Annotated in this window: 17 protein-coding genes; 9 read left to right on the top strand and 8 right to left on the bottom strand. The window is 62.5% G+C overall.

Annotated features, from left to right (window positions below; translation table 11 throughout):
* Window positions 1-76 precede the first annotated feature (76 nt).
* Entirely contained in the window at window positions 77-2,308 is a 2,232-nt protein-coding gene (relA, locus tag ACUTQY_RS15145; protein WP_033641872.1) for a GTP diphosphokinase, read from the bottom strand.
* 9 nt (window positions 2,309-2,317) lie between these two features.
* Window positions 2,318-3,667: a 23S rRNA (uracil(1939)-C(5))-methyltransferase RlmD gene (gene rlmD, locus ACUTQY_RS15140; RefSeq protein ID WP_046688236.1), complete on the bottom strand. Its 1,350-nt coding sequence runs from the start codon at window positions 3,665-3,667 to the stop codon at window positions 2,318-2,320.
* Between the two features lie 66 nt (window positions 3,668-3,733).
* Between rlmD and barA the strand changes: the two genes are divergently transcribed.
* Window positions 3,734-6,460, top strand: coding sequence for a two-component sensor histidine kinase BarA (gene barA / locus ACUTQY_RS15135; protein WP_033641870.1), 2,727 nt, complete (start codon window positions 3,734-3,736; stop codon window positions 6,458-6,460).
* A gap of 68 nt (window positions 6,461-6,528) precedes the next feature.
* Here the strand turns inward: barA and degP are convergent, their stop codons facing one another.
* Together degP and dgt are read right to left on the bottom strand one after the other, a co-directional pair.
* Window positions 6,529-7,971: a serine endoprotease DegP gene (gene degP, locus ACUTQY_RS15130; protein WP_033641869.1), complete on the bottom strand. Its 1,443-nt coding sequence runs from the start codon at window positions 7,969-7,971 to the stop codon at window positions 6,529-6,531.
* A gap of 181 nt (window positions 7,972-8,152) precedes the next feature.
* The gene (dgt, locus tag ACUTQY_RS15125) at window positions 8,153-9,670 is read right to left on the bottom strand and encodes a dGTPase (protein ID WP_033641868.1); all 1,518 of its coding nucleotides are present in this window, start codon (window positions 9,668-9,670) and stop codon (window positions 8,153-8,155) included.
* A 129-nt stretch (window positions 9,671-9,799) separates the two neighbouring features.
* Here dgt and mtnN point away from each other — a divergent pair, with 129 nt between their 5' ends.
* The 3 genes from mtnN to ACUTQY_RS15110 are packed head-to-tail and all read left to right on the top strand — an operon-like array spanning window position 9,800 to window position 11,923.
* The gene (gene mtnN, locus ACUTQY_RS15120) at window positions 9,800-10,501 is read left to right on the top strand and encodes a 5'-methylthioadenosine/S-adenosylhomocysteine nucleosidase (protein WP_019455094.1); all 702 of its coding nucleotides are present in this window, start codon (window positions 9,800-9,802) and stop codon (window positions 10,499-10,501) included.
* Between the two features lies 1 nt (window position 10,502).
* On the top strand, window positions 10,503-11,309 hold the full coding sequence (btuF, locus tag ACUTQY_RS15115; protein ID WP_046688235.1) for a vitamin B12 ABC transporter substrate-binding protein BtuF: 807 nt from the start codon (window positions 10,503-10,505) through the stop codon (window positions 11,307-11,309).
* Window positions 11,309-11,923 carry a TRIC cation channel family protein gene (locus ACUTQY_RS15110; RefSeq protein WP_033641866.1) on the top strand — a complete coding sequence of 205 codons (615 nt, stop codon included), beginning with the start codon at window positions 11,309-11,311 and terminating at the stop codon, window positions 11,921-11,923. Before btuF ends, ACUTQY_RS15110 begins: the two co-directional genes overlap by 1 nt.
* Window positions 11,924-12,087: 164 nt before the next feature.
* On the opposite strand, the gene erpA is transcribed toward ACUTQY_RS15110, so the two are convergent.
* Both erpA and clcA read right to left on the bottom strand, forming a co-directional pair.
* Window positions 12,088-12,432, bottom strand: coding sequence for an iron-sulfur cluster insertion protein ErpA (erpA, locus tag ACUTQY_RS15105; RefSeq protein WP_033641865.1), 345 nt, complete (start codon window positions 12,430-12,432; stop codon window positions 12,088-12,090).
* A gap of 89 nt (window positions 12,433-12,521) precedes the next feature.
* Window positions 12,522-13,961 carry a H(+)/Cl(-) exchange transporter ClcA gene (gene clcA, locus ACUTQY_RS15100; protein WP_033641864.1) on the bottom strand — a complete coding sequence of 480 codons (1,440 nt, stop codon included), beginning with the start codon at window positions 13,959-13,961 and terminating at the stop codon, window positions 12,522-12,524.
* A 174-nt stretch (window positions 13,962-14,135) separates the two neighbouring features.
* On the opposite strand from clcA, the gene hemL reads away from it, so the two are divergent.
* Complete coding sequence (gene hemL, locus ACUTQY_RS15095) at window positions 14,136-15,425, top strand: glutamate-1-semialdehyde 2,1-aminomutase (protein ID WP_015376661.1); 1,290 nt, start codon at window positions 14,136-14,138, stop codon at window positions 15,423-15,425.
* A gap of 62 nt (window positions 15,426-15,487) precedes the next feature.
* On the opposite strand, the gene ampE is transcribed toward hemL, so the two are convergent.
* Window positions 15,488-16,342, bottom strand: coding sequence for a beta-lactamase regulator AmpE (gene ampE / locus ACUTQY_RS15090; protein ID WP_033631795.1), 855 nt, complete (start codon window positions 16,340-16,342; stop codon window positions 15,488-15,490).
* Complete coding sequence (ampD, locus tag ACUTQY_RS15085) at window positions 16,342-16,938, bottom strand: 1,6-anhydro-N-acetylmuramyl-L-alanine amidase AmpD (RefSeq protein WP_025301585.1); 597 nt, start codon at window positions 16,936-16,938, stop codon at window positions 16,342-16,344. Before ampD ends, ampE begins: the two co-directional genes overlap by 1 nt.
* An 84-nt stretch (window positions 16,939-17,022) precedes the next feature.
* On the opposite strand from ampD, the gene nadC reads away from it, so the two are divergent.
* The 4 genes from nadC (at window position 17,023) to hofC (ending at window position 21,184) form a co-directional block, all read left to right on the top strand.
* Window positions 17,023-17,913 (top strand): carboxylating nicotinate-nucleotide diphosphorylase, encoded by an 891-nt coding sequence (nadC, locus tag ACUTQY_RS15080; RefSeq protein WP_025301584.1) that lies wholly within the window; start codon window positions 17,023-17,025, stop codon window positions 17,911-17,913.
* A 189-nt stretch (window positions 17,914-18,102) separates the two neighbouring features.
* Window positions 18,103-18,540 (top strand): prepilin peptidase-dependent pilin, encoded by a 438-nt coding sequence (ppdD, locus tag ACUTQY_RS15075; RefSeq protein ID WP_046688234.1) that lies wholly within the window; start codon window positions 18,103-18,105, stop codon window positions 18,538-18,540.
* Between the two features lie 5 nt (window positions 18,541-18,545).
* Window positions 18,546-19,988 carry a type II secretion system protein GspE gene (gene gspE / locus ACUTQY_RS15070; protein WP_089196586.1) on the top strand — a complete coding sequence of 481 codons (1,443 nt, stop codon included), beginning with the start codon at window positions 18,546-18,548 and terminating at the stop codon, window positions 19,986-19,988.
* Entirely contained in the window at window positions 19,985-21,184 is a 1,200-nt protein-coding gene (gene hofC / locus ACUTQY_RS15065; RefSeq protein ID WP_033641860.1) for a protein transport protein HofC, read from the top strand. The genes gspE and hofC overlap by 4 nt, the downstream gene beginning before the upstream one ends.
* The last annotated feature ends 15 nt before the right edge of the window (window positions 21,185-21,199 follow it).

The raw sequence follows: 21,199 nt of genomic DNA, 5'->3' as shown, positions 1-21,199 counted from the left end.
GCGCACGGACATGTCCGCCGGAACTGATGGAGTTCGGGCCGCATCAACCTCGGATGCGGCCCGAAAGGCGCAGGAGTTAGTTGCCGTGCAGACGCTTGGCGTCTATCACGTCCGGGAGCTGGTTCAGCTTCGCCAGCACCCGGCCCAGCACCTGCTGGTTATAAATTTCAATGTCCATATCGATGGTGGCCAACTGCTTCTTGGTATCGCTGCGGCTGGCGACGCCCAGCACGTTGACCTTTTCGTTGGCCAGAATGGTGGTGATATCGCGCAGCAGCCCGCTGCGATCGTTGGCCATCACGCGCACCACCAGCGAATAACCGCTGGAGTAGCTTTCTCCCCACACCGCATCGACGATGCGCTCCGGCGCATGCGATTGCAAATCGGCCAGCTGATCGCAGTCCGCACGGTGGATCGAGATGCCGCGCCCCTGGGTGATAAAGCCGACGATGTCGTCGCCCGGGATCGGCTGGCAGCAGCGGGCGATGTGGTGCATCAGGTTGCCCACGCCCTCCACCACCACGCGGCCGTTATCCTTGTTGCGGGCCGGCGGCGGCGCTTTCTGCTGCACCAGCTGGCGCAGCGCCTCGCGATCCTGCTCTTCGGCGCTCGGCTTGTTGAACTTGCCCTGCAGGTAATTCACCATCTGGTTCAGGCGAATGTCCCCGCCGCCGATCGCCGCCAGCACCTCGTCCAGCGAGTTCATGTTGTAGCGCGGGATCAGCAGCTTCTCGGCCTCTTTCAGGCTGATGCCGAGGTGTTCCAGCTCGTTGTCCAGCATCTGGCGGCCGGCAAGAATGTTCTTGTCGCGATCCTGCTTGCGGAACCAGTTGTGGATCTTCGAGCGCCCGCGGCTGGTGGTCACGTAGCCCAGGTTCGGGTTCAGCCAGTCGCGGCTCGGGTTCGGCTGTTTCTGGGTGATGATCTCAATCTGATCGCCCATCTTCAGCTGATAGGTAAACGGCACGATGCGGCCGCCGATCTTGGCGCCGATGCAGCGGTGACCAACGTCGCTGTGAATGTGGTAGGCGAAATCGAGCGGCGTGGAGCCGGCCGGCAGATCGACCACGTCGCCTTTCGGGGTAAATACATAGACCCGATCGTCGAACACCTGGCTGCGCACTTCGTCGAGCATCTCGCCGGAGTCCGCCATCTCTTCCTGCCAGGCGATCAGCTTACGCAGCCAGGCGATGCGCTCTTCATAGCCGGAGCGCACGGTAACCCCCGCGCCCTCTTTGTACTTCCAGTGTGCGGCCACGCCCAGCTCGGCGTCTTCATGCATTTGCCGGGTGCGGATCTGAATCTCGACGGTTTTGCCGCGCGGCCCCAGCACCACGGTGTGGATCGACTGGTAGCCGTTGGGTTTCGGGTTGGCGACGTAGTCGTCGAACTCGTCCGGCAGGTGGCGGAAGTGGGTATGCACGATGCCCAACGCCGCGTAGCAATCCTGTAGACGCTCCGCCACGATGCGCACCGCGCGCACGTCGAACAGTTCGTCGAACGCCAGGTGCTTTTTCTGCATCTTGCGCCAGATGCTGTAGATGTGTTTCGGCCGGCCGTAAATCTCCACCCGAATGCCTTCTTTGGCCATCTCGGCGCGCAGCCCGGCGACGAAATCGTCGATGAACTGTTCGCGATCGATGCGGCGCTCATGCAGCAGCTTGGCGATGCGCTTGTATTCTTCCGGGTGCAGGTAGCGGAAGCAGAAATCCTCCAGCTCCCACTTCAGCTGGCCGATGCCGAGCCGGTTAGCCAACGGCGCATAGATGTTGGAACACTCTTTCGCCGCCAGCACGCGTTCGTCTTCCGGCGCGTCTTTCACCTCGCGCAGGTGGGCGATGCGCTCCGCCAGCTTGATGACGACGCAGCGGAAATCCTCCACCATCGCCAGCAGCATGCGGCGCACGTTGTCGACCTGTTCGGAGGCCATCGAGTCGTTTTGGGTGGCTTTCAGTTGGCGAATAGCGTCCATGTCCCGCACGCCATGCACCAGGGCGACGATGCCCTTGCCGAACGTTTCCGTCAGGATCTCTTCCTGCACGATGCCGGCATCCACCAGCGGGAACAGCAGCGCGGCGCGCATGCTGTCGTTGTCCATGCTCAGCGTCGAGAGGATTTCCACCATCTCCAGGCCGCGCCACAACAGCAGCGAGGCGTCGGGATGGTTTTGGGTCTGCTGCTCACAATAACGCCAGGTTGCGGCCAATCGCTCACATGACTGCGGGTTGGGTAGCCCCAAGCCGGCGATCCACTCATCGAGAGCGAACTCACCCGCCGTATTCAGATGTGCACTTCTTACCGCAACCATAACTTCTCCCTACTTTGCAGCGACCTCTGGCGCGCGCTCGTTGATAAACAGCGCCATTGATTCAAGATGCCCCGTGTGCGGAAACATATCCAACATCCGCACGCGCGCAAGACGATAACCGGCGTTCAACAGCACTTTGCTGTCGCGAGCCAGCGTGGTGGGGTTACAGGAAACATACACCACCCGCGCCGGCGCCAGTTTTACAATGTGTGACATCACCCCGGCCGCACCGGCGCGGGCGGGATCCAGCATCACCTTATCAAACCCTTGTGCTGCCCAAGGTTGCCGCTCAACGTCGTCCTCCAGATTCTCATGGAAGAACGACGCATTATTCAGCTTATTCTTATGTGCATTATATTGCCCATTCGCTACCAGCGTGGCAACACCTTCGATGCCCACCACCGCAGCGGCGCGGCGCGCCAGCGGCAGGGTGAAATTCCCCATGCCGCAGAACAGGTCCAGCACCCGATCATTGGGTTGAATGTCGAGCCATTCAAGGGCCTGCGCCACCATTTGTTGGTTTACGGCGTCATTGACCTGAATAAAGTCGCGCGGACTGAAGTCTAAGCGTAGCCCGTCAACCTGATAATACGGCGTTTCACCGCACAGTTTTTCCACCCGATCGCTGTCCGGCGCCAGATAAACGGCGACCTTTTCCCGCTCGCCAAACGCCAACAGCGCCTGGCGATCCGCCTCTTTCAGGGCATCGAGATGGCGCAGCACCAGCAGCGGACCATTATCCGCCAACACCAGCTCCACATGCCCCAGCCGCCGCACCGCCTGCAGCCCGCTCAGGCAGGCGCGCACCGGCGCCAGCAGCTGTTCCAGCTCCGGGCGCAGCACCGGGCAGTGCTCCACCGCCACCAGCTCGCTGGAGGCCGCCTGTCGAAACCCCATCATCAGGCGCTGCAGCTTCGGCTGCCACGCCAGGCTCAGGCGGGCGCGGCGGCGATAGCCGTATTCCGGGCCGGCGATCACCGGTTCCTGTTGCGGGGTTACTCCGGTTTCGCGGGCGATCATGCGCACCAGCGCCGCCGCCTTGCTCTGCTGTTGCAGCGCCTCATCCGCATGTTGCTGCTGGCAGCCGCCGCACACGCCGAAATGCGGGCAGCGCGGCTCCACCCGCTGCGGGCTGCGGCTCAGCAGGCGCTTGAGCTTGCCTTTGGCGAACTGGCGCTTGTCTTCGGTCAGCTGGATTTCCGCCTGCTCGCCCGGCAATACGCCCGGCACGAACACCGCTTTGCCGTCGTGGCGCGCCACGCCCTGGCCGAAAGTATCGAGATCGCTCACCGTCACGGTGAAGATTTGTGAGCTCTGCCGGGTCGTCACGCGGCGTTTGGGAGAGTAGAATTGCGCCATATTTGTCGATTGTGTGCTGGTTCATTAAGCTAGTGTCAGCTGTCAATTCTCCCACATTGGAATCCCATGACCAAATACAGCCTGCGTGCGCGCATGATGATCCTGATTCTGGCCCCGACCTTGCTGATTGGTTTGCTGCTCAGCACCTTCTTCGTGGTGCACCGCTATAACGAGCTGCAGGAGCAATTGGTCGATGCCGGCGCCAGCATCATCGAGCCGCTGGCGGTAGCCAGCGAGTACGGCATGACGTTCCGCAGCCGCGAATCGGTCAGGCAACTGGTCAGCCTGCTGCACCGCCGCCATTCGGACATCGTGCGTTCGATCACCGTGTTCGATGCGCAGAACAACCTGTTCGTCACCTCCAATTATCACCACAACTTCGCTCAGCTGCAGTTGCCGAAAGGCGTGCCGTTGCCCACCGAACTGATGCTCACCCGGCGCGGCGATTCGCTGATCCTGCGCACGCCGATCCTGTCGGAAAATCAGTATCCGGATGAAACCGCCGACGGCGGCAGCCACCCCGACAACAACCTGGGCTATGTGGCGATCGAGCTGGATCTGCAGTCGGTGCGGCTGCAGCAGTATAAAGAGGTGTTCGTCTCCACCCTGCTGCTGCTGCTGTGCATGTGCATCGCCATCCTGTTCGCTTACCGCCTGATGCGCGACGTGACCGGCCCGATCCGCAACATGGTGAACACCGTCGATCGCATCCGCCGCGGCCAGCTCGACAGCCGCGTGGAGGGCTACATGCTCGGCGAGCTGCACATGCTGAAGAACGGCATCAACTCGATGGCGATGTCGCTCACCGCCTATCACGAAGAGATGCAGCAGAACATCGATCAAGCCACGTCTGACCTGCGTGAAACGCTGGAGCAGATGGAGATCCAGAACGTCGAACTGGATCTGGCGAAAAAACGCGCGCAGGAGGCGGCGCGCATCAAGTCCGAATTCCTGGCCAACATGTCGCACGAGCTGCGTACCCCGCTCAACGGCGTGATCGGTTTTACCCGCCAGATGCTGAAAACCGATCTGAGCGCGACCCAAACCGACTATTTGCAGACCATCGAGCGCTCGGCCAACAACCTGCTGACCATCATCAATGACGTGCTGGACTTCTCCAAGCTGGAGGCCGGCAAACTGGTGCTGGAGCATATTCCGTTCGCCCTGCGCGAAACGCTGGACGAAGTGGTGGTGCTGCTGGCCCCCAGCGCCCATGACAAAGGGTTGGAGCTGACGCTGGATGTGCACAACGACGTGCCGGAGCAGGTGATCGGCGACTCGCTGCGCCTGCAGCAAATCATCACCAACCTGCTGGGCAACGCCATCAAGTTCACCGAAACCGGCAATATCGATATTCGCGTCGAGCTGCGCAAACAGCTGGAGCGCCGGGTGGAAGTGGAAGTGCAGATCCACGACACCGGCATCGGCATCTCCGAACGCCAGCAGTCGCAGCTGTTCCAGGCGTTCCGCCAGGCGGACGCCAGCATCTCCCGCCGCCACGGCGGCACCGGGCTGGGGTTGGTGATCACGCAAAAGCTGGTGAAGGAAATGGGCGGCGACATCTGCTTCCACAGCCAGCTGAATCGCGGCTCGACCTTCTGGTTCCACATCACGCTGGATCTGAACGAGGGCATGCTGTCGCTGGCGCCGAACCTGCCGGACCTGAACGGCAAAACGCTCGCCTACATCGAGTCCAACCCGACGGCGGCACAGGCGACGCTCAACATGCTCAGCGTTACGCAGCTGGTGATCACCCACTCGCCGACGCTGGGCCAGCTGCCGTCAGGCCATTACGATTTCCTGCTGGCCGGCGTGCCGATCCCGTTCCGCGACAACATGGCGCAGCATCAGGACAAATTGTTGGCCTCGCTGAAGCTGGCCGATCGGGTCATTCTGGCGCTGCCGTGCCAGGCGCAGATCGACGCCGAGCTGCTTAAGCAACAAGGCGCGCTCGGCTGCCTGATCAAGCCTATCACCAGCACGCGTCTGTTCCCGCTGCTGAGAATGGAAACGCCCGATCGGCTCGCCGCCCCGCCTGAGCGTAAACGTCTGCCGCTGACGGTGATGGCGGTCGACGACAACCCGGCCAACCTGAAGCTGATCGGCACGCTGCTGGGCGAACAGGTGGAAAAAACGCTGCTGTGCGAGAGCGGTGAGGAAGCGCTGGCGCTGGCGCGCAACAACGTGCTGGATCTGATCCTGATGGACATTCAAATGCCGAAGATGGACGGCATTCACGCCAGCGAACTGATCCGCCAACTGCCGCACCACAACTCCACGCCGATCGTCGCCGTCACTGCCCATGCAGCCAGCGGCGAACGCGAGCATCTGCTGCAGGCGGGGATGGACGACTACCTGGCCAAGCCGATCGACGAGAAAATGCTGACCCGCGTGCTGTCGCGCTACCACAGCGGCGACGTGGAAAGCGCCGTCGCCGACGATGCCCCGCTGTCGCTCGACTGGCCGCTGGCGCTGCGCCAGGCGGCCAATAAACCGGATCTGGCGCGCGATCTGCTGCAAATGCTGCTCGATTTCCTGCCGCAGGTACGCGAACGGGTGCAGGCGCTGCTCGAGGGGCAACACGACGACGAGATCCTCGACCTGGTCCATAAGCTACACGGCAGCTGCAGCTACAGCGGCGTGCCGCGCCTCAAGCAGCTGTGTTTCTACCTCGAGCGGCAGCTGCGCCAGGGCATCACCAACGACGAGCTGGAGCCGGAGTGGCTGGAGCTGTTGGATGAGATTGAACTGGTGATCCACGCGGCGCGCGCGCATCTGGCGCAACCGGCCTGAATCCTCAGGCCATAATGCAAAAAGGCACGCCGTAGCGTGCCTTTGTTGCTTTTAGCGCCTGACGTTTATCACTGCGCCAGCAGGTACAGCTGGCTATCGCCGCGCTGAATATTCAACGCCAGCACCGACGGTTTGCTGTCGAGGATTTTACGCAGCTCGCCCAGGTTCTGGATCGGCTGTTGGTTCACGCCCAGGATCACGTCGCCCTTTTTCAGGCCGATGCGTGCGGCGGCGCTGCCGGCTTTCACGCTGTCGACCTTGACGCCTTTCACGTTGCCGACCTGGGTATTGCTCAGCTCGGCGCCTTCAATGCCGGTGTAGATATTGCCCGAGGCCACCTGGGTCTGCGCGCTTTGCTCCAACGTGACGTCAATCGTTATCGGCTTGCCGTCGCGAATAATGCCCAGCGACATCTTGCTGCCGACCGGCAACGTGCCAATCTCTGCCCGGAACGAGGCGAAGCTGGAGATGGCCTTGCCGTTCATGGTGACGATCACGTCACCGGCCTTGATGCCCGCCTTCGCGGCGGAAGATTTCGGCATTACCTGGCTGACGAAGGCGCCGCGCTGCGCGTCGACCTTCATCGCCTTGGCCAGCTCAGAGTTCAGCTCGGTGCCCATGATGCCCAGCTCGCCGCGTTTCACCTGGCCATACTCGACCATTTGCGCCGTCAGGTTTTTCACCATATTGCTCGGAATGGCGAAGCCGATGCCGATGTTGCCGCCGTCCGGCGCCAGGATCGCGGTGTTGATGCCGATCAGCTCGCCGTTCAGGTTAACCAGCGCGCCGCCGGAGTTGCCGCGGTTGATTGCCGCATCGGTCTGGATAAAGTTTTCGTAGTTTTCGATGTTCAGGCCGCTGCGCCCCAGGGCGGACACGATGCCCGAGGTGGCGGTTTCACCCAGCCCGTACGGGTTGCCGATCGCCACGGTGTAATCGCCGACGCGCAGCTGATCGGAGTCCGCCATCTTGATCGCCGTCAGGTTCTTGAAGTCTTTCAGCTGGATCAGGGCGATGTCGGAACGCGGATCCTTGCCGATCACTTTGGCGTCGAAACGGCGGCCGTCGCTCAGCTGCACCTGGATCTTGTTGGCGTTGTCCACCACGTGATTGTTGGTCACCACATAGCCCTTGGCGGCATCGATAACCACCCCGGCGCCCAGCGCCTGGAATTTCTGCTGCGTGCCCTGCGGCTGCTGGCCATCCGGTCCGGGCTGTTCAGCGCCCTGACACATCGGCGAGCCCTGGAACGGTGAACCGTCCTGGCAGAACGGCGAATCTTCACCGAAGAACTGTTGGAACTGTTGCGGCATGCGCGGCGTATTGACCGTGGTGCTGCCCTCAACGTTAATGCTCACGACGGAAGGCATCACCTTCTCCAGCATCGGCGCCAGGCTCGGCAACTGCTGGGTGCTGGAAGACGCGGTTTCAGCGGCGCTGGCCGTAACCGGGCCCATCGCCATACCGATGCTGAATGCCAGTGCGCTCAGAACTAATGCGGTTTTTTTCATCTGTGTGTCTCTTATAAAGTCGTTCAAAAAAGAATGGCTGTCTTGCGTGCTTATTCAGAGTTAATTAATAGCCCGAAGTTCCGGCACAGATGATTGGCAATAGTAAACAAATATTGTTCGTCTTTACAAAACTCGAGACAGCCAACCGGTTGGAATTGCTGATAATTATTCCTCCGCTTAATTATTCCGCCGCCATTAATCGACGATATTCATCATAGGCATAAAGGTCGGTCATTCCGCTGATATAGTCCTGCAATAAACGCGCGCGGAAATAATATTCCCGAATGGTTTGCTGCTCCGGCGATAAATGCTGCAGCCCTTCTACCGCCTCCACATAAGCCAGCCGATGCTTGGTGGACAGCTTGTGGAACAGGCGCGTTTCGATCGGGTAAGCGCGATGGCTGTCCTCGCGCACCAACCGGCTGAAGTCCGCCAGCGACATCGCCAGCAGCGGGCTGTAAATGTCCAGCAGGCCGCTGATCACCCGGTAGCCTTGCAGCTCGAGCTGCTCGACCTCCGGGTGGTTGAACACGTGCTTGAACGCCACATTTTTAAATATTTTCAGCAGCTGATAGGCCGGGCTGGAATCTTCCAGCAGCGCCTGATTGAAACTGCCCTGATAAACCGCGTCAAGATTGTCGATAAAGCGCTGCGCCGCGTGCGGCACCAGCCGCGCCACGGTAAACACCCGCAGATACATGAAGAACTGATCTTCCGCGCTGCGCCGCGCGCCGCCGCGGTCGATCTTGCGAAACGCGCTGGCGACGGTCTTGTCGAACAGATCGCCCGGCGCCACCTCGCCCCACTCCTGAATCAGATGCTGATACAGCTGCTCGACGGTGAAAATGCTCTTCTCCACCGCGTCTTCCAGATCGGCCACGCAGTACGAGATATCGTCGGCGGCCTCCATGATGTAGGTCAGCGGAAAACGATCGAACTCGCCCATGTGCAGCTCGCGCCGCAGCCTATCGACAAAGGCTTCTTCCGCCAGATAATAGCCGGGCTTTTTCATCAAATAGCTGTGGCTGGCGGGGATGTCGCCCGCCCAATAAGCCGGGCGGGTGTATTTCAAAATGCAGCCGACCTGCGCGTAGGTCAGATTGAGTTTCAGCAGGCTGTACACCATGCGGATCGCCTGGGCGTTGCCCTCGAAATGGCTGAGATCCTGACGGATCCGGCTGCGCAGCCGGTTCAGATCGCTCTCCCCTTCATGCAGCCGCAGCGACGCGACCTGGCAGCGATCGTGACTGCCCGGCTCGCTGCCGCAGCTGGCAGGATCGAGCCGCTGGGTGAACCAGTCGTTGATCGCCGACTCGCCGAAGTGACCGAACGGCGGATTGCCGATATCGTGCATCAGACAGGCCATTTCCACGATGCTCTCAAACGGATCGAGCAGCCGGGTCAGGCCGAATTCATCGATCTTACCCGCCTGTTTGAATCGGTTGAGGATCTCTTTGGCGATATGGCGCCCGACCTGCTGCACCTCCATCGAGTGCGTCAGGCGGCTGCGCACCGCCGCGTTGCGCTCCAGCGGAAACACCTGGGTTTTTTGCTGCAAACGGCGAATGGCGGCCGAGTTGACGATGCGCCCGCGATCGCTCTCGAACTGCCGCACGATGTCGTACTCTTCCTCGGCCTCGATCGGTTTGCTGAAAGGCCGTTGGAAGCTGATTTTTTGCTTGAAGTCGATCCCGGACATCTGTTTCTCCGCCGTTGCGCCCTGCCCCCGTGATAACAATTCCCGGCGGCGGATGCAACGCATTATCTCTGATACACAGCCATGATAGACTATGCCGCAATTCTCACGGCCAATCAGCGAGTGTTATTTATGAAAGTAGGCATCATCGGCGCAATGGAGCAGGAAGTCACCCTGCTGCGCGATCAAATCGAAAACCGTCAAACCATCCAGCGCGCGGGCTGCGAAATCTACACCGGCCAGATCGGCGGCGTTGAAGTGGCCCTGCTGAAATCCGGCATCGGCAAAGTCTCCGCAGCCATGGGCACCACCCTGCTGCTGGAGCACTGCAGCCCGGACGTGGTGATCAATACCGGCTCCGCCGGCGGCCTGGCCAGCACGCTGCGCGTGGGCGATATCGTAGTGTCGGAAGAAGTGCGCTACCACGACGCCGACGTCACCGCCTTCGGCTACGAGCCGGGCCAGATGGCCGGCTGCCCGGCGGCGTTCGTCGCCGACGACGCACTGATCGCGCTGGCGGAAAGCTGCATCAAACAGCTGGATCTGCACGCGGTGCGCGGCCTGATCTGCAGCGGTGACGCCTTCATCAACGGCGCCGAGCCGCTGGCGCGCATCCGCGCCACCTTCCCGCGCGTCGCCGCCGTGGAAATGGAAGCCGCGGCGATCGCCCACGTCTGCCATCTGTTCGGCACGCCGTTCGTGGTGGTGCGCGCCATTTCCGACGTCGCCGACAGCGAGTCGCACATGAGCTTTGACGAGTTCCTGGTGGTAGCGGCCAAGCAGTCTACGCTGATGGTCAACGCCATGCTGCAAACCCTGGCCAAGCGCGGTTGATGTGAGGCTGCGCTTCACCTCGGCGCTCTGGCTGCTGGCGTTCTGGCTAGCCCTGCCGGCCGGGGCCGCCCAGCGAGTGATCAGCCTGGCGCCCAATGCGACCGAACTCGCCTATGCCGCCGGCATGGGCGAGGTGCTGGTGGCGGCGAGCGCCTATTCCGATTATCCGCCGCAGGCCGCCAGGCTGGAGCAGGTGGCCTCCTGGCAGGGCATCAATCTGGAGCGGGTGCTGGCGCTCAAGCCGGATCTGATCCTCGCCTGGCGCGGCGGCAATCCGCAGCGCGTGCTGGATCAGCTCGCCGCATTCGGCATCCCGATCTTCTATGCGGACGCCGATAATCTCGAAGGGATCGCCGGCTTGCTGGATAAGCTGGCGCAATACAGCCCGCACCCGGACCAGGCGCATCAGGCCGCCGCCGGCCTTCGCCGTCAGTTCGCTGCTCTCAGACAACAGTACGCCGATAATCCTCCGCGACGCGTGTTGCTGCAGTTCGGCACCCAGCCGCTGTTCACCAGCTCCGGCGCCACGCTGCAGAGCCAGGTGTTGGCGCTGTGCGGCGCGCAGAACGTCTTCGCCGACAGCCGCACGCCTTGGCCGCAGATCAGCCGCGAGCAGGTGCTGGCGCGCCAACCCCAGGCCATCGTCATCACCGGCGGCGCGAAAGAGGCCGCCAATGTGAAAGCCTTCTGGGCGCCGCAGCTGCAGGTGCCGGTGATCGCGCTGAATGAAGACTGGTTCAATCGCGGCGGCCCGCGGCTGCTGTTGGCGGCGCAGCAACTGTGCCGCCAGCTGGCGGAGATCCGCTGATGCTGGTGTTCTGGTTGGATATTCTCGGTACGGCGGTGTTCGCCGTCTCCGGCGTACTGCTGGCCGGCAAACTGCGCATGGATCCGTTCGGCGTGTTGGTGTTGGGCGTGGTTACCGCGGTCGGCGGCGGCACCATCCGCGATATGGCGCTGGCCAACGGCCCGGTGTTCTGGGTCAAGGATCCCACCGATCTGGTGGTGGCGATGATCACCTGCGTATTGACGCTGCTGCTGGTGCGCCAGCCGCGCCGCCTGCCGAAATGGGTGCTGCCGGTGCTCGATGCCGTCGGGCTGGCGGTGTTCGTCGGCATCGGCGTCAACAAGGCTTTCGCGGCCGGTACCGGCCCGCTGGTGGCGATCTGCATGGGGGTGATCACCGGCGTCGGCGGCGGCATTATCCGCGACGTGCTGGCGCGCGAGATCCCGATGATCCTGCGCACCGAAATTTACGCCACCGCCTGTATCATCGGCGGCATCGCGCACGCCACGGCGTTTTACACCTTCAACATGCCGCTGCAACAAGCCATGATGCTGGGCATGGTCATCACGCTGGCCATTCGGCTGGCGGCCATCCGCTGGCACCTCAAGCTGCCCGCCTTTATTCTCGAACGCTGAGCCGCCGCCCTGCGGGGCGAATGCAGCCACGCGACGGCACAGCCGAATATCATCCACAGCCCACCGGCCCAGGAGAACGGCGTGGCAGTGATCCTCGTGGAGTGGTAGGCATAAAAAAACCCGCCGGCCGGAAAGCGAGCGGGTTGATATTCTGACAGGCAAACTCAGATGCTGAACGACGAACCGCAACCGCAGGTGGTTTTGGCATTCGGGTTGGTCACCACGAAGCGCGATCCTTCCAGCCCTTCGGTGTAGTCCACCGAACCGCCAACCAGATACTGCAGGCTCATCGGATCGACCACCAGCGCCACGCCCTGCTTCTCGATGGTCATGTCGCCATCGTTGACCTTGTCGTCAAAAGTGAAACCGTACTGGAATCCGCTGCAGCCGCCGCCGGTAATGTAAACCCGCAACTTCAGGTTCGGATTTTCTTCGTCAGCAATCAGGTACTTGACCTTGTTTGCTGCTGCCTCGGTAAATTGCAGGGGCAGTGCCGTTTCATCACTCATACTCTTTACTCCCAACATTGTTCAGCATCAGATCGCGACCAGGGCTGCCTGATTAATATTAACGATTATCCGATACCTGAGTGTTGCGTTCAAGTATTCACCGCATTTGTTGTATTTTCTTTACTTGTTTTCTCCGCCGCTTCCCGCGCCAACTGCGCCTCCTGCCGTTGCAGGGTGCGCGCCAGGATCGACGAATACAGCGGCTTGCCGCCGAGCAGTTGCGCCACCACCGTAGCGCCGAGGCAGGTGATGATCATCGGTAAAATCAGCTGGTAGTTGTCGGTCATTTCCAGCACCAACACGATACCGGTCAGCGGGGCGCGCACCGTGGCGGCGAACAACGCCCCCATGCCGGCGATGGCGAAAGTGCCCGCCTCGATGCCGTACTGCGGGAACAAATGCGCCCCCGCCAGCCCGAAGGCGGTGCCGAACAGCGTGCCCAGCGCCAGCATCGGCGCAAAGATGCCGCCCGGCGCGCCGGAACCGAAGCACAGCAGCGTGGTGAAGATGCGGGTAATGAAAATGAACATCAACATGCCGACGCTGTAATTGCCCGCCGCGGCGATCGGGATCAGCCCAAAGCCGCCGCCCGCCGCCTCCGGCTGGATCAGCCCCAGAATGCCGCACACGCCGCCGAGCAGCCCGCCCATCAGCAGCACATTGCGCATTCTGCCGCCGTGCAGGCGCGCGAACATGTCCTGAGTGCGAAAGATCAGCGCGTTGAATCCCACACCCACCGCGCCGAATATCGCGCCCAGCACCAGATAGAGCCACAAGGTGTTGATGGGCGCCGAGGCGAGTTTGCCGACCGCGATCACCGAGCCTTGGCCGTTGAACAGCTGGAACACCACGCTCGACATGATAACGCCGATAAACACCGCTTTAATCGAGATCAGGTTGTAGCGAAACTGCGGCCGCATCTCTTCGATGATAAACAGAATGCCGGCCAGCGGCGCGTTGAACGCGGCGGACAGCCCGGCGGCGGCCCCGGTCGCCAGCAGCGAATGGCGCGCCTCGGCGCCGCGAATGCGCAGCACGTCCAATACCATGCGCCCGACGTTGCCGCCCATCTGTACCGTAGGCCCTTCGCGCCCCAGCACCATGCCCGCCCCCAGCGTTCCCATGCCGCCGATGAATTTCACCGGTATCACGCGCCACCAGCGCACCGGCCGCAGCTCCTCCAGCGCGCCTTCGATCTCCGGAATGCCCGAACCGCCAGCCTCAGGCGCAAAGCGCCGCACCAGGTAATAACCCAGCGCCGCCAGCGCGGCGGACAAGATAAACGCCAGCGGCCACACCAGGATCCAGAAGTCGGCGACCTGCGCCAGCGAAGCCAGCCGCTGCTGCTGCACCCACTCCACCGCTTTATCGAAGGCCACGCCGAGCAAACCGGCCAGCGTCCCCACCAGCGCGGCCATCAACAGGATCGCCACCGGCGTTTTATCGCGGCGGATAAACTGGCGCACCGCATCGCTGCGGCTAAGACGCGGGCTCAACGTCCCGACTGGCTGTGATTGTGATTCTGTCATCGCGAGTGATTCGTCAGGTAATTTGTAATACAAATAGGCAGGGCGATAATTCTACCCCAACCCGGCGGCGGGCGCTGCCGTTAATGGTATCTGACTGTGATCGTTTCATAACGCGGCGCTCTCCTCTAGAATAGCGCGGTCAAATCATTCAAAAGAGAATCCAGGAGCCGATTTATGAGCCTACACAGCAAGTCCGAAAGTCTGTACGCCCAGGCGCAACAGTTGATCCCCGGCGGGGTAAACTCTCCGGTGCGTGCATTCACCGGCGTGGGCGGTGTGCCGCTGTTTATCGAGCGCGCAGACGGGGCTTACCTGTTCGATGCCGACGGCAAGGCCTATATCGACTATGTCGGTTCCTGGGGGCCGATGGTGCTGGGGCATAACCACCCGGCGATCCGCGACGCGGTGATTGAAGCGGCGCAGCGCGGCCTGAGCTTCGGCGCGCCGACCGAGATGGAAGTCAAAATGGCGCAGCTGGTCACCGAACTGGTGCCGACGATGGATATGGTGCGCATGGTGAACTCGGGCACCGAAGCCACCATGAGCGCTATCCGCCTGGCGCGCGGCTACACCAACCGCGATAAAATCATCAAGTTCGAAGGCTGCTACCACGGCCACGCCGACTGCCTGCTGGTGAAAGCCGGCTCCGGCGCGCTGACCCTCGGCCAGCCGAACTCACCGGGCGTGCCGGCCGACTTCGCCAAACACACCCTGACCTGCACCTATAACGATCTGGATTCGGTGCGCGCCGCCTTCGAACAGTACCCGTCCGAGATCGCCTGTATCATCGTCGAGCCGGTCGCCGGCAACATGAACTGCGTGCCGCCGCTGCCGGAATTCCTGCCGGGCCTGCGCGCCCTGTGCGACAAGTACGGCGCGCTCTTGATCATCGACGAAGTGATGACCGGCTTCCGCGTCGCGCTGGCCGGCGCGCAATCCTATTACGGCGTCGAGCCGGATCTGACCTGCCTCGGAAAAATCATCGGCGGCGGCATGCCGGTGGGCGCCTTCGGCGGCCGTCGCGAGGTGATGGACGCGCTGGCGCCGACCGGCCCGGTCTACCAGGCGGGCACCCTGTCCGGCAACCCGATCGCCATGGCGGCGGGCTACGCTTGCCTGACCGAAGTGTCGCAGGTTGGCGTGCACCAGACGCTGACCGAACTGACCGAGATGCTGGCCGCTGGCCTGCTGCACGCGGCGCAGGAAGAGAATATTCCATTGGTGGTCAACAACGTCGGCGGCATGTTCGGCCTGTTCTTCACCGACGCGCCGGCGGTCACCTGCTACCAGGACGTGATGCAGTGCGACGTGGAACGCTTCAAGCGCTTCTTCCACCTGATGCTGGAAGAGGGGGTGTATCTCGCGCCGTCCGCCTTCGAAGCGGGTTTCATGTCCGTGGCGCACAGCAAGGAAGACATCCAGCGCACCATCGACGCCGCGCGTCGCTGCTTCGCCAAGCTGTAATCCCGGCCGGATGGCCAAAAAGAAACGGGCGCCGAGGCGCCCGTTTTGTTTTTCACGGCGGTTTACAGCAGCGTGCCGTAAATGGTCAACAGCGCCACCACCACCACGATGATCATCGTCACCTTGCGCGCCAGCGTCACCGCCGCCCGCGGCGTTTGCACCGGGTCCATATGCGGATCGCGCGCCAGCGAGAACTGCGCCAGCCGCGTCAACACCTGATACGACGACGAATGCCGATCGCCGAGTGAGGCGAACCAGGCCGGCAACGCGCGCTCGCCGTGGCCGAACAACGCATAGGCCACCCCGGCCAAACGCACCGGGATCCAGTCCAGCCAGTTCAGCAGATGATCAATGCCCGACTGCGAACGCTCCAGCGGCGTATTGTGGCGCGCCAGCCAGGTTTGATAGGCGCGCAGGAAGGCATATCCCGCCAGCGCGATCGGCCCGTACGGCCCAAAGACCACGAACCAGAACAGCGGCGCCAGGTAATAACGGAAGTTGATCCACAGCAGCGCGTTTTGCAGCTCGCGCAGGCGCAGCTCTTCACTGCAGTCCACCGGCAAACCGTGGATCAACGCCAGCTCTTCCGCCATCTGATCGCTGGCATGGGTATCCCCCTGCCGCGCCGCTTTCAGGTAGGCGCGATAGTGTTTGCGCTTGATGCCGGCGCCGACGCACAGCAGATCGATGACGATCCACAGCAGCAGCGTCACCACGCCGAAGAATAACCCGTGCGACAACCACAGAACGCCCCAGACGATCACCATCCAGGCGGCGGTCATCGCCAGCGTCTGCGCCAGCGAAACCCGATGCAGCCGCTGAAATACCACTTCGAGGCGATGATCCAGCTGCCAGTGTTCCCCCAGCTTGAACAGGCGCTCCCAGGCCAAAACCAGCAACAGCGTAAACAGCGTCATTAGCGATTCCTCTCCCTTTTTCTTGTCTCAAGCATAGCGTCGGCGGGCGCGCCGCGTTGTTCCAGAGATGCCAGATAGCGATCCCAATCGAACGCCGGCCCGGGATCGGTTTTGCGGCCGGGGGCGATATCGCAATGCCCGGCGATATGCGCCGCCAACGGCGGATAGTGTTCGGCCAGCAGCGCGGTGACCGCCTGCAGCGTGCGATATTGCGCCTCGGTGTAGGCTAACTGGTCGGTGCCTTCCAGCTCGATGCCGATGGAGAAATCGTTGCACCGTTCGCGCCCCTGATACAGAGAAACGCCCGCGTGCCACGCGCGCTGGTCGAAGGGCACATACTGCACGATCTCCCCGTCGCGGCGGATCAGACAGTGCGCAGACACTCGCAGCTGATGGATCTCGGCGAAATAAGGGTGCTGCGCGGGATCGAGCGTGCCGGTGAACAGCTGGTCGATATAGGGGCCACCGAATTCGCCGGGCGGCAGGCTGATGTTATGGATGACCAGCAGCGAGGGCGGTTCGTCATCCGGGCGCCGATCGCAGTGCGGCGAAACCACTCGCGTCACCCCGACAATCCAGCCATTTTCCAACTGCATCAGACACCTCTCTGCGGTGGTACTTATTCCTGCAACAGAGTAGCATGTTCCCCTACGAACTAACCGTCCATTTCGGAGTTTTCCATGCCGACACGCCGCTACAGTGCCGACCGTCGCCGCACCGAGCTTCTTGAACGTATTGAAAGTGATATTCCCTATTCCGTCGCCCAGGCGCTGCGCGAAGACCTGGGAGGTGAAGTTGACGCCGGGCGCGATATTACCGCGCAATTGTTACCGGCGGACAAGCAGGCCGAAGCCACCGTCATTACCCGCGAAGCCGGCGTGTTCTGCGGCCGCCGCTGGCTGAACGAAGTCTTTATTCAGTTGGGCAACCAGGTGCAGGTGGAGTGGCTGGTGGCAGACGGCGACCGTCTGATACCGAACCAACCGCTTTGCCGGCTGCGCGGCCCTGCGCGGGTGCTGTTGACCGGCGAGCGCACCGCGCTGAACTTCGTGCAGATGCTCTCCGGCGTGGCGACCGAGGTCAGCCGCTACGTGGCTCTGCTGGAAGGCACCCAGACTCGCCTGCTCGATACCCGCAAGACCTTGCCCGGCCTGCGCACCGCGCTGAAATACGCCGTGCTGTGCGGGGGCGGCAGCAACCACCGGCTGGGGCTGTCCGATGCCTTCCTGATCAAGGAAAACCACATCATCGCCTCCGGCTCGATCAAAAACGCGGTGGAAAAAGCCTTCTGGCTGCACGCCGACGTGCCGGTGGAAGTGGAAGTCGAGTCGCTCGATGAGCTGCAGCAGGCGCTGGACGCCGGCGCCGACATCATCATGCTGGACAACTTCAGCGTCGAGATGATGCGTCAGGCGGTCGCCCAAACCCAGGGCCGCGCCCAGCTGGAGGTGTCCGGCAACGTCACCAGCGAGACGCTGCGCACCTTCGCCGAGACCGGCGTGGATTACATTTCGGTCGGCGCGCTGACCAAACATGTGACCGCGCTCGATCTGTCGATGCGCTTCAAATGATCCCCTCGCCCCCGGCCGCCGCCGGGGGCGTTAACGCAGATTTGCGAAGCCCCTCGCACCGTTTTTTCCTCCGCTGCAAACGACATCAATACTGATGGAAGTACGCCGAGAAACGCGTAAAACCCGCTCGCCGTTCCCCCGCGCAAACCGCTACCGTTGTCTTCCACACCCTTATGGAGGAAACAACGCATGGAAACGCAACGCGGCTTTAGCCTGATCGAACTGATGGTGGTGATCGCCATCATCGCCATCCTCAGCGCCATCGGCATTCCCGCCTACCAGCGCTACATCCAGAAAGCGGCGATGACCGACATGCTGCAAACCATGGCGCCGTATAAGCTGGCGGTCGAGCTGTGCGTACTGGATGAAGGCGCGCCCGCCGGCTGTGAAGCAGGCAGCAAAGGCATTCCCACCGGCGGCGCGGCGCGTTACGTCAGCGGGGTGAAAGTCGTTAAAGGCGTAATCACGCTGACCGGCACCCAAACGCTGCAGGGGCTGGCGGTGGCGTTAACCCCCAAGTCGAACGCCGATGGGCTGACCCGCTGGACCCGGCTGTGCAGCAGCGAAAACGCGACGCTGGTTGAGGTGTGCCGGGAAGTCTTCCGCTTCGACGACGCGGCGGAGTAACGGCGATGAACGCGCAAATCAGCGAAGAGGTTCACACCCTGTGTCGGCGCTATCAGGCGCTGGCGTTGAGCGAGGACCCGACCACCCTGACGGTCGCGCTCAGCGAAGAAGCGCCGCAGGGGCTGCTGGCGGCGCTGCGTTTCGCCACCGGCAAACGCATCCATCTGGAACAATGGCCGGCGGCCAGGTTGGAGCTGGCGCTTAACCAGCGCCACGAACCGCTCTCGGCGCCGCTGGCGGCCGAAGAGGACACAACCGACATCGCCTACCCCGACGACGGCGATGCGCCGGTGGTGCAATTCATCAACCAGACGCTGCGCCTGGCCATCCAGCGCCGCGCCTCGGACATCCACTTCGAGCCTTTTCGGCAGCATTTTCGCATTCGTCTGCGCATCGACGGCGTGCTGCAAACCCTCGCCTCACCGCCGCCGCAGCTGGCCGCGCGCCTCGTCGCCCGGCTGAAGATCCTCGGCCAGTTGGATATCGCCGAGCGCCGTCAGCCTCAGGACGGGCAGCTCAGCCTGACGCTGGACAGCGCGCGCTATGCCATGCGTATCGCCACTCTGCCGACGCTGCACGGCGAAAAGGTGGTGCTGCGCGTTCAGCAGGGCGAGCAACAAGAACTGCCGCTGGATCAGTTAGGCATGAGCCGGGCGGATCTGGCGCGCTACGCGACGGCGCTGGCCTGCCCGCAAGGGTTGATCCTGGTGACCGGCCCGACCGGCAGCGGCAAAACGGTGACGCTGTACAGCGGTCTGCGCCAGTTGAACGATGCGCAGAGCAACCTGTGCAGCGTCGAGGATCCGGTCGAGATCCCGCTGTTCGGCGTTAATCAGACCCAGATCAACGCCAAAACCGAGCTGAGCTTCGCCCGGGTGCTGCGCGCCCTGCTGCGCCAGGATCCAGACGTCATCATGATCGGCGAGATCCGCGATGCGGAAACCGCCGAGATCGCGGTCAAGGCCGCGCAAACCGGCCACCTGGTGCTGTCGACGCTGCATACCAACTCTACCGGCGAAACCCTGACGCGGCTGATGCACATGGGGATCCCCGGCTACCTGCTCGCCGGCTGTCTGAAGCTGATCGTCGCGCAGCGGTTGGTGCGCAGACTGTGCCGCCACTGCCGCTATCCGCACAGCCAGCCGACGCATTTTCCCAGCGCGATCTGGCCGGAACCGCTCACTGTCTGGCGCGCCGATGGCTGCGAGCATTGCTTCGGCGGTTACTATGGGCGCATCGGCGTGTATGAACTGTTGGCCATTACGCCGGAAATACAGGCGGCATTGCTGGCGAACGCCGCTCCCAGTCTGCTGGCGGATATCGCCCGCGAACAGGGGCAGCTTTCGCTGCTGCACGCGGGCCTGGCGCTGGCCGCCGAAGGCACGACCTCGCTGGAAGAACTGTACCGCGTGATCGACGTCGTCCAGCCTGGCATAGCCGCGCCATGAAAGCGCGCCGGCTGTTTCTTTGGCAGGCTTTCGACGCACAGGGCGCCTTACGCCGCGGCGAACTGATGAGCGAGGAAAAACGGCAGGTGAGCCGGTTGCTGATCGAACAAGGCCTGCAACCGTACCGAATCGGGCACGGCAAACGCGTTACGCCCGGCCAATGGCGTGGAGAACCGTTAATCCACTTCACCCGCCAGCTCGCCACTCTGCTGCAGGCGGGGTTGCCGCTGGTCAATGCGCTGCAGTTGCTGGCAGCAGAGCATCCTTCGGCAGCCTGGCGCTGCCTGTTGCGCCAGCTGGCCGACCAGGTGCGCGAAGGGCAACCGCTTTCCGAAACCCTCGCCGAACAACCGGGGATTTTTCCCCTGATCTATCGCCAGCTGATCGCCATCGGTGAACTGACCGGCAACCTCGATCGCTGCTGCCTGCAGCTGGCGCAACAACAGGAGGCCCAGTTGCTGCTGCGCCGCAAGGTGACCAAAGCGCTGCGTTATCCCCTCTTCATCTGCGCGGTGGCGCTGATGGTCAGCGTGTTGATGCTGGTGATGGTGCTGCCGGAATTCGCCAAGGTTTATCAATCGTTCGATGCGCCGCTGCCCTGGTTTACCCAAGGGTTGCTGGCATTGTCTGCGCAGTTGATCGCCACCGGCCCCTATCTGGCGCTGCTGCTGGGCGCGTCGCTGTTCGGCTATGGCCGCTGGCTGCACCCGCGCCCGCCGTGGCGCAGACGTGAACAGGCTCTCTTGCTGCGCCTGCCGCTGATCGCCCGGCTGGTGAGCGGCGGCGCGCTGAGCCAAACATTTCGCATCCTGACCATGACCCAACGCGCCGGGCTGACGCTGGTGGAAGGGTTGAACGCGGCGGCGTTGGCGGCTGACCATCTGCTGTACAAACAGGCGCTGGAGCAGGTGCAACGGCAGATCGCCGAAGGCGAAGCCTTTCATCATGCCCTGGGCCTGCAACCGCTGTTTCCGCCGCTGTGCCGGCAGCTGGTGCGGGTGGGCGAAGAGTCCGGTTCGCTGGACGCCTTGCTGGATAAATTGGCGCAGTGGTATGAACGGCAGACGCACGAGCTGGCCGATACGCTGGCGCAAACGCTGGAGCCGCTGCTGATGCTGGTGGTAGGTGGGATTGTCGGCGCTTTGGTGATCGCCATGTATCTGCCTATCTTTCAACTGGGCAGCGTGTTGGGATAAGGGTAAAAGGATAGC

The sequence above is a fragment of the Serratia sp. TSA_130.1 genome, assembly GCF_052691795.1.
Note: the sequence above shows the minus strand (reverse complement) of the source record. Positions and strands in the feature narration are given on the sequence as shown.